Source organism: Nguyenibacter vanlangensis (genome assembly GCF_013376155.1).
In the GTDB taxonomy this organism is placed as follows: domain Bacteria; phylum Pseudomonadota; class Alphaproteobacteria; order Acetobacterales; family Acetobacteraceae; genus Gluconacetobacter; species Gluconacetobacter vanlangensis.
Map to the genome: position 1 here is coordinate 1 of NZ_JABXXP010000479.1, position 2,217 is coordinate 2,217.

The window sequence follows — 2,217 nt, forward strand, 5'->3', positions numbered from 1 at the left end:
CTATGCCCGGTCGGTCACCGGGTTGCAGTTGCAGGGGGCGGCGGCCGGGTGGTGGCGGCAATCGGCCGGGCGCTATGCCCATTCCAGCATGCCGAGCCCGGGCGCGGTGCTGGTGTTCCGCGCCACCGGGCGCTTGCCGGACGGGCATGTCTCGGTGGTGCGGCAGGTCGAGGGGACGCGGGCGATCCTGGTGGACCAGGCCAACTGGGTGCCCGGACGGATCGATCACGGGGTGCCGGTGGTCGACGTGTCGCGCCGCAATGACTGGTCCGCCGTACGGGTCTGGTGGCAGCCGGTTCACAGCATGGGCAAAAGCGTCTATCCGACATACGGCTTCATCTCGCGCGACCTGCCGGAGCGTCCGTCACCAGATGCCTGAACGGCGCGGGGGTAAGAGGCCGCTTGCATGACGCGCCCGGCGGGGCCATGTGATGGAGCGTTTCGGGTATGCCGCTCCAAAAAGCGGACGGTCCGGAATTTGGAATTCAAGGGCAGTTCAGCGTCGCGGCGCGGAAACGGGGATGTGTGATGGGTAGCTTGAGCATCTGGCACTGGCTGATCGTGCTGGCGGTCGTGCTGGTCCTGTTTGGCGGCGGCAACAAGATCAGCACGCTGATGGGCGACGTTGCGCGCGGCATGAAATCGTTCAAGAAGAACATGGCCGAGGACGAGCCCGCCGAAGGCGCCGCCGCAGGGCCGACGGGCCATATCGCCCCGCCGAATCCCGCCGCCGGCGCGCAGCGCGACGCCAGCTTCTCGGGCAGCGGGCATTCCTCCGGCACGCCGTGACGCATGGCGGGGCCTGCGAGAGGGCCTGACAAGGACGAGACGAGAGCCAGACGCGACCATGGATCACGTGACAATGCCCGACCCGTGGGCCGGCGCGGTGCAGGACATCATCGCGGCGGGACGGCGGATGGACCGCTTCGGGTGGGTGCCGGCGACCGCCGGCAATATCAGCCGGCGCCTGCCCGACGGACGGATCGCCATTACCCGTTCCGGCGGCCATAAGGGGCATCTGGCGGAAGACGGCGTGATCGCGGTCACGCTGGACGGGCAGGCGGTGCGGGCGGGCGACCGGCCCAGCGCCGAGACGCTGCTGCATTGCCAGCTTTATGCCCATTCCGATGCCCATGCTCCTGGGGGGCGCGTCGAAGAGATCGGCGCGGTGCTGCACGGCCATTCGGTGGCCGCGACCGTGCTGTCGATGCTGCCGGGCGAGGCCATCCTGCTGACGGGGTACGAGGTGCTGAAAGTGTTCGCGGGGCAGGACACCCACGACACGACCGTGCGTGTGCCCGTCTTCGACAACGACCAGGATATTGCCCGCCTGTCCCGCGTGGTGGCGCCGCATCTGGGCGCCATGCCGGCCGGCTATGTCATTCGCGGCCATGGCGTCTATGTCTGGGGCCGGACGATGGACGTCGCGCTGGCGCGGCTGGAAGGGCTGGAATTCCTGCTGGCCTGCGAACTGGAAAGAAGGAAGCTCGCCCCATGAGCCGCCTGACGGTCTATCGTGACGACGATCCCGATTCGCCGCTGCTGCGCACCGAGGATGCGCCCCGCATCGCCGAGGCGCTGGGCGCGATCGGCGTGCGCTTCGAGCGCTGGGACAGCCCGGTGGTGCCGCCGCGCGACGCCGCGCCCGAAGCGGTGCTGGAAGCCTATCGGCCCTATCTGGACATGCTGATGGGCGAGACCGGCGCGGGGTCGGCCGACGTGGTGCGCATCAATGCCGCGACCCCCAACCTACCCGCCCTGCGCGACAAGTTCCTGTCGGAACATACCCACAGCGAGGACGAGGTGCGGTTCTTCGTCCATGGCTGGGGCAATTTCGTGCTGCATGTCGCGGACAGGATCTATGACGTGCGCTGCGTGGCGGGCGATCTGATCTCGGTCCCCGAGGGCATTCCGCACTGGTTCGATGCCGGGCTGGAGCCCGATGTGGTGGCGCTGCGGGTGTTTACCGATACGACGGGCTGGATCGCGCATTATACCGGCGACGACATCGCCGCGCGCTTTCCGGTGACCTGAGGGGTTGCGGCCGATGCTTGGGACGGACGCGGCGGACGCGATCGAGGCGGTGCTGCTGGACATCGAGGGCACGACCGTCCCGGTTTCGTTCGTGCACCGGGTGCTGTTTCCCTATGCGCGCGCGGCGATGCCGGGCCTGCTGGCCGAGCGGGCCGCCGATCCCGCGGTGCGGGCGGCGCTGGC

General features: G+C 69.0%; 4 protein-coding genes and 1 pseudogene. All 5 read left to right on the plus strand.

The features are described from left to right. Positions 1 to 379: CHAP domain-containing protein (locus HUK84_RS15535; protein WP_176641093.1), on the plus strand; the 379-nt coding region annotated here is incomplete at its 5' end. A gap of 149 nt (positions 380 to 528) precedes the next feature. After that, positions 529 to 789 (plus strand): twin-arginine translocase TatA/TatE family subunit, encoded by a 261-nt coding sequence (locus HUK84_RS15540; RefSeq protein ID WP_176641096.1) that lies wholly within the window; start codon positions 529 to 531, stop codon positions 787 to 789. 58 nt (positions 790 to 847) lie between these two features. Continuing rightward, positions 848 to 1,498 carry a methylthioribulose 1-phosphate dehydratase gene (locus HUK84_RS15545; RefSeq protein ID WP_176641094.1) on the plus strand — a complete coding sequence of 217 codons (651 nt, stop codon included), beginning with the start codon at positions 848 to 850 and terminating at the stop codon, positions 1,496 to 1,498. Further along, positions 1,495 to 2,034: a 1,2-dihydroxy-3-keto-5-methylthiopentene dioxygenase gene (locus tag HUK84_RS15550; protein WP_176641095.1), complete on the plus strand. Its 540-nt coding sequence runs from the start codon at positions 1,495 to 1,497 to the stop codon at positions 2,032 to 2,034. Before HUK84_RS15545 ends, HUK84_RS15550 begins: the two co-directional genes overlap by 4 nt. A 13-nt stretch (positions 2,035 to 2,047) precedes the next feature. Beyond that, a pseudogene (locus tag HUK84_RS23280) lies at positions 2,048 to 2,217 on the plus strand (acireductone synthase); the annotation flags it as partial.

Coding starts and splice junctions, on each gene's coding strand:
- HUK84_RS15550 (WP_176641095.1), top strand. CDS start 1,495: ATGAGCCGCCTGACGGTCTATCGTGACGACGATCCCGATTCGCCGCTG.
- HUK84_RS15540 (WP_176641096.1), top strand. CDS start 529: ATGGGTAGCTTGAGCATCTGGCACTGGCTGATCGTGCTGGCGGTCGTG.
- HUK84_RS15545 (WP_176641094.1), top strand. CDS start 848: ATGGATCACGTGACAATGCCCGACCCGTGGGCCGGCGCGGTGCAGGAC.